We start from the raw sequence: 4,826 nt of genomic DNA, 5'->3' as shown, positions 1-4,826 counted from the left end.
GCGCGCCGCGAGTCGTCGAAACGGTCGGAGGGTTCATCATGCGCCGAATCCCGTTCGCGATTCTTCTCCTCGCGCTCGTTTCGTGTCGAGGCGAGAAGGAATCGGCCGAGGAAGCGCCGCGCGCCGCTCCCGAGGCTCCCTCTCCCGCGCCGCCCGCCGAACCGGAGCGGACGGCTTCTCCCCCCGCGATCGACCCGGACCGCGAGGAGGCGATTCGGACCGGCACCCCCGCCGAGAGGCTTCTCGCGAAGTACGAGCTTCTCGTCGAGCGGATCCTTCTCGAGCGGGCGGAGGGCGTCTTCAACGCGAACCGAACGATCGATCAGGGTCTCATTCCCCTCGCGAACGAGCAGAACCGGCTCCTCGCGGAAGACGTCTTCGATTCGACCCTCACCCTCGAGTTCGCGCGTCTCGCCGAGTTCGTCTTCGCCCGCCACATCCTCTCGCAGGGAGATCCCTTCGGCCGGGACGCCAAGTCGCGCATCGCCAAGATCCGGGAGATGATTCCGGACCACGAGAAGCAAGAACCGTAGAGCGTTCCAACCGAAGACAACCCTCTTGCCATGCGCAACGTCGTTCGGTTCGCGCTGCTGAACGTACGATCCCGACCTCGGCGCGGAGCTTCGCATCCCGAGACCACGCGCGCGTTTCCTGTCGCGGATGCAGATCGTTCGATCTTTAAAATTCAAAAGTATGAAGGACTTCGTAGCGCGCCCCGCGAGGATCGAGCGTGCTCTTCATGAGGAGAAACGAGCCCGCGCGCGCCTCGATCGGCTCGATCGGGAGCGCGGCGAAGCGGTCGCGGAACCGCGGCGAGAGGGCGCCCTTCGTTCTCCCGACGGTGATGTGCGCGTGAAAACGTTTCTCGCGCGGAAAGCCGAGCCCTTCGATCGAGTCCTCGACGCGCGCGGCGAGGGAGACGAGCGCCTCCTCCCCCTCCGAGACGCCAACCCAGAGAACGCGTGCCCCGCGTAGGTTCGGGAAGGCGCCCGCGGCTCCGAGACGAAAGAGGAAAGGCGCCGTGCCCGAGGCCGCCTGCCGGACCCGCTTCTCGATCCGCGCGCGCCCCTCGTTTCCGATATCGCCGAAGAAGCGGAGCGTGACGTGGAGGTTCTCCGCGGGGACCCATCGGACCGGCTCGCCGAGGACGCGAAGCGGGGCGACCTTGCGGTCCAACTCGGCGCGCTGCTCCTCGGAGAGGGGAAGGGCGAGGAACGCGCGGATTCTCTCCTCGCCCCGCGCGCCGTTCACCGGGCTTCCCCCGGCCCGCCGAGGAGATAGAGGCGGACAAGGTTGATCGCGTGGAGAGCCGCGCGGTCCTTCACCCGATCGCGGCTCCCCGGGATGCGCCATTCGCGCGCGATCGTTCCGTCGTCCGCGTCGAGCGCCGCGTAGACGAGACCGACCGGCTTCCCCTCGACCGATTCCGGACCGGCGACCCCCGTGACGCCGATCCCGATATCGGTCCCGGCGCGGGCGCGGGCGCGCCGCGCGAGCTCCGCGGCGACCTCCGCCGAGACTGTCCCCGCGCGGCGGATCAGATCCTCGGGCACGCCGAGCGTCTCGATCTTCCGCGACGCCTGATAAGGAACGAAACCCTCGCGGAAGAAGGCGCTGCTCCCCGGAACGGTCGTGAGAAGATCCGCCACGCGCCCGCCGGTGCACGACTCCGCGACCGCGACCGTCCGGCGATGGAGCATGAGCAAGTAGCCGACGACCTCCTCGAGCTCCTCCTCGCGGGTCGAGTAGATCAAGTTCCCGAGGAGGTTCGCCGCCTCGTCCACGTTCTCGTCGAGAACGCGCTGCGGGTTCTCGTGGTCCCCTTCCTTGAGACGAAAACGAAGCGTCACCCCTCTCCGTTCCGGAAGAAACGCGACCGACACCGGCCTCTCCGACGAAAGGTAATCGGCGAGATGCTCGGCGAGCGCGTTTTCCCCGATCCCCCAGGTGCGGAGAACCCGCTGCGGCACCGCCGCCTCGCCGTTCCGCTCGCGGAGGTACGGAAGGAGCCCCGTCTCGGTGAGATGGCGCATCTCGGCGGGGACTCCCGGAAAGGCGAACACCTCCGCCTTCCGCACGCGAAGATGAATCCCCGGAGCGAGGCCGACCCGGTTCGGGATCTTGCGCGCCCCCTCGGGGAGAGCCGCCTGCGCGATGTTCACCGACGGCATGCGGATCTTCCGATCCCGATAGAGGACCTCCATCTCCTGGAGAAGCTCGGGGTCCGGGACGAGACGCGCGCCGGCGAGCTCGGCGAGGGCCGGCCGCGTGCAATCGTCCGGCGTGACGCCGAGACCGCCGGTCACGATCACGAGGGGCGAACGCCCGACCGCGTCCCGCAGCGCCTCGCGGATCTCGCGGAGATCGTCGCCGACGGTCGTGTGCCGGACGACCCGCACGCCGAACGCGGCGACGGCGGCGGAGAGATACTGCGCGTTCGTGTCGCCGATCACGCCGAGGAGAAGCTCGTCGCCGATCGTGACGATCTCCGCGGTGCGAAGAGGGACGTCGCTCATGCGAGCTTCCCCCCCAGAAGGAAGAGCGCGCGCACCGCGAGGTTCGCGTAGATGCCCGCGACCGCGTCGTCGAGCATCACCCCCCAGCCCCCGCGCGCCCTCTCCGCGAGCCTCGCGGGGAAGGGCTTCACGATGTCGAAGAACCGAAAGAAGAAGAACGCGGCGGCGACCGCGGCGAAGGAGTTCGGGATGAGGTAGAGCGCGACGAGCATCCCGAGGACCTCGTCGATCACGACGACGCCGGGATCTCTCCCGTGCGCCGCTTCCGCCGCGCGGCACGACCGGACGCCTGCGAAGAAGACGAGAAGGACGAGCGCTCCCCATCCGGGATGCGCCCACGCCGGAAGGCCACCGAGGCGGCCGGGGAGGAGGAGGAGGACCGCGGCGAGCGCGGATCCGGCGGTGCCGGGCGCGATCGGCGCGAGCCCCGCTCCTCCGGCTGAGTAGATCCAGAAGGAGAGGCTCTTGAGGTCATCACGATTCATCGATCATCTTTCAACGAGCGATCCACTCCGGCGCGCGCCCCGCGCCGTCCCTACTCCAGCGCCCGGCGCCCCTCGAGGGCGCGGGCGAGCGTCACCTGATCGGCGAACTCGATCTCCCCGCCGACCGGCACGCCCCGCGCGATGCGCGTGACGAGCACCGGAAGATCCCGGACCGCGTTCTGGATGTAGAACGCCGTCGCGTCCCCCTCGACGGTCGGGTTCGTCGCGAGGATGATCTCCTTCACCGCCCCCGACGAGGCCCGCTCGACCAGCTCGCGGATGCGAAGCCCTTCCGGGCGCATCCCCTCGAGCGGAGAGAGCACGCCGTGGAGCACGTGATAGATGCCGCGGTACGACCCGGTGCTCTCGAGGAGCGCCACATCGCTCGGCTGTTCGACGACGCAGAGGAGCGTTCCGTCCCGCCTGGGATCGCGGCAGATCCCGCACGTCTCTTCCTCGGTGTAGTTGCCGCACAGCGAGCAGGTCCGCACGCGCATCTTGAGGTCGAGAATCCGCCTCGCGAGCGCCTCGGCCTCCTCGCGCGGCGCGCGGAGAAGATGGAAGGCGATCCGCGCCGCCGACTTCCGGCCGATGCCGGGGAGCTTCTTCAGCTCGTCGACGAGCCCTTCAAGGGTCGGGGATTGAAACATCGCGCGTCCTCGCGGGTCAGAAGAGCTTCGGGAAACCGCCGAGACCGCCGAGCCCTCCGGTCGCTTTGGCGATCTCCTCGCGGGCCGCCTCTTGCGACCGCCGGAGCCCTTCGTTCACGGCTGCGAGAACGAGATCCTGAAGCATCTCGACATCGGCGGGATCCACGACCTCCGGATCGATCCGGATCTCGACGAGCTCCTGCTTACCCGAGACGACCGCGGTCACCTTGCCGCCCCCCGCGGCCGCCTCGACGGTCGTTTCGGCGAGCCTCGCCTGCGCCTCTTCCATCTTGGCCTGCATTTCGCGGGCCTGCTTCATTAAAAAGTTTAGATCCAAAGGTTCGCTCCTTCGTTATCCGACGATCTCGCCGTCCAGCATGTCGAGAATCCGTCCGATGCGCGGATCGTCCCGAAGTCCCGCGCGCCTCTCCCTCTCCGATTCGCCCGTGTGGGTGCCGAGGACGCCGCGGACCTTTCGATGGCCCTGGAAGAAACCCTCGATCGCGCGCTCGACCGCCTCGCGGTTCTTCTCTTCGAGAACCTGCTCCATCTGGAACGACGCCCCTCGCGGAAAGGCGATCTCGACGACCCCCGATTCCGCCGCGCCGGCGCGCGACCCTCGAAGAAGCGAGGCGAGCGCCGCGTTCTCCCCGCGAAGCCGATCGAGGAACTCGCTCCAACGCGCCGTGAAGAGGCTCGGGTTTCCCGCTTCATCCGCCGCGCCGGAGGGGGCGGGATGCGAGGGCTCCTTTTCCGCCGCCTCGTGCCGCGCTTTCACGCCCTTGCGCGCCGGCTTCCCGTCCGCCTCGGACGGGGCCGCGGCCGGTTTCGAGGGGACGGGAGCGGCGGCGCGCAGCGGCGGCGGCGCGCCCTCCCCCTCGAGACGGCTCAAGATCTCGGCGAGAGTGACGGTCGAGTCCATGCGAACGAGACGAAGAAGGAGCATCTCGAGGACGAGGCGCGGTTTCTGCGAGAAGCGAATCTCCCGCCCTCCCTCTCCGAGAAGGGTGAGCATGCGAATGAGATCGTCCGGGTGGAAGGCGGCCGCATCCTCTCGGTAGCGCGCGATCGTCTCCTCGGCGGCGTCGATCAGGGCGCCCGGGTTCTTGCTCACGCGCGCGACGAGGAGGTTCCGAAAGTGCTCCTCGAGGGCGATGAGGAAATCGGAAGGATCC

General features: G+C 68.6%; 7 protein-coding genes. 1 reads left to right on the top strand and 6 read right to left on the bottom strand.

Annotated elements, in window-relative coordinates:
• Positions 1-38 precede the first annotated feature (38 nt).
• Positions 39-533 (top strand): hypothetical protein, encoded by a 495-nt coding sequence (locus tag FJY73_13995; GenBank protein MBM3321771.1) that lies wholly within the window; start codon positions 39-41, stop codon positions 531-533.
• Between the two features lie 145 nt (positions 534-678).
• On the opposite strand, the gene thpR is transcribed toward FJY73_13995, so the two are convergent.
• From thpR to FJY73_13965, 6 genes are all read right to left on the bottom strand, one after another.
• Positions 679-1,251, bottom strand: a complete 573-nt coding sequence (thpR, locus tag FJY73_13990; GenBank protein MBM3321770.1) for an RNA 2',3'-cyclic phosphodiesterase — start codon at positions 1,249-1,251, stop codon at positions 679-681.
• Positions 1,248-2,516 (bottom strand): competence/damage-inducible protein A, encoded by a 1,269-nt coding sequence (locus tag FJY73_13985; GenBank protein ID MBM3321769.1) that lies wholly within the window; start codon positions 2,514-2,516, stop codon positions 1,248-1,250. Before FJY73_13985 ends, thpR begins: the two co-directional genes overlap by 4 nt.
• Positions 2,513-3,001, bottom strand: a complete 489-nt coding sequence (locus tag FJY73_13980; GenBank protein MBM3321768.1) for a phosphatidylglycerophosphatase A — start codon at positions 2,999-3,001, stop codon at positions 2,513-2,515. The genes FJY73_13985 and FJY73_13980 overlap by 4 nt, the downstream gene beginning before the upstream one ends.
• A 50-nt stretch (positions 3,002-3,051) precedes the next feature.
• Positions 3,052-3,651 carry a recombination protein RecR gene (recR, locus tag FJY73_13975; GenBank protein ID MBM3321767.1) on the bottom strand — a complete coding sequence of 200 codons (600 nt, stop codon included), beginning with the start codon at positions 3,649-3,651 and terminating at the stop codon, positions 3,052-3,054.
• Between the two features lie 16 nt (positions 3,652-3,667).
• Complete coding sequence (locus FJY73_13970) at positions 3,668-3,988, bottom strand: YbaB/EbfC family nucleoid-associated protein (GenBank protein MBM3321766.1); 321 nt, start codon at positions 3,986-3,988, stop codon at positions 3,668-3,670.
• Positions 3,989-4,003: 15 nt separating this feature from the next.
• The coding region (locus FJY73_13965) for a hypothetical protein (GenBank protein ID MBM3321765.1) at positions 4,004-4,826 on the bottom strand (823 nt) is incomplete at its 5' end.

The sequence above is a fragment of the Candidatus Eisenbacteria bacterium genome (assembly GCA_016867715.1).
Classification (GTDB): domain Bacteria; phylum Orphanbacterota; class Orphanbacteria; order Orphanbacterales; family Orphanbacteraceae; genus VGIW01.
The sequence above is the reverse complement of the archived record's forward strand: the minus strand, read 5'-3'. Positions and strand labels throughout refer to the sequence as shown.

What these genes read in the sequence shown, in the direction of transcription:
- FJY73_13995 (MBM3321771.1), top strand. Translation starts at nt 39, where the DNA reads ATGCGCCGAATCCCGTTCGCGATTCTTCTCCTCGCGCTCGTTTCGTGT.
- FJY73_13985 (MBM3321769.1), bottom strand. Translation starts at nt 2,516, where the DNA reads ATGAGCGACGTCCCTCTTCGCACCGCGGAGATCGTCACGATCGGCGAC.
- FJY73_13980 (MBM3321768.1), bottom strand. Translation starts at nt 3,001, where the DNA reads ATGAATCGTGATGACCTCAAGAGCCTCTCCTTCTGGATCTACTCAGCC.
- recR (MBM3321767.1), bottom strand. Translation starts at nt 3,651, where the DNA reads ATGTTTCAATCCCCGACCCTTGAAGGGCTCGTCGACGAGCTGAAGAAG.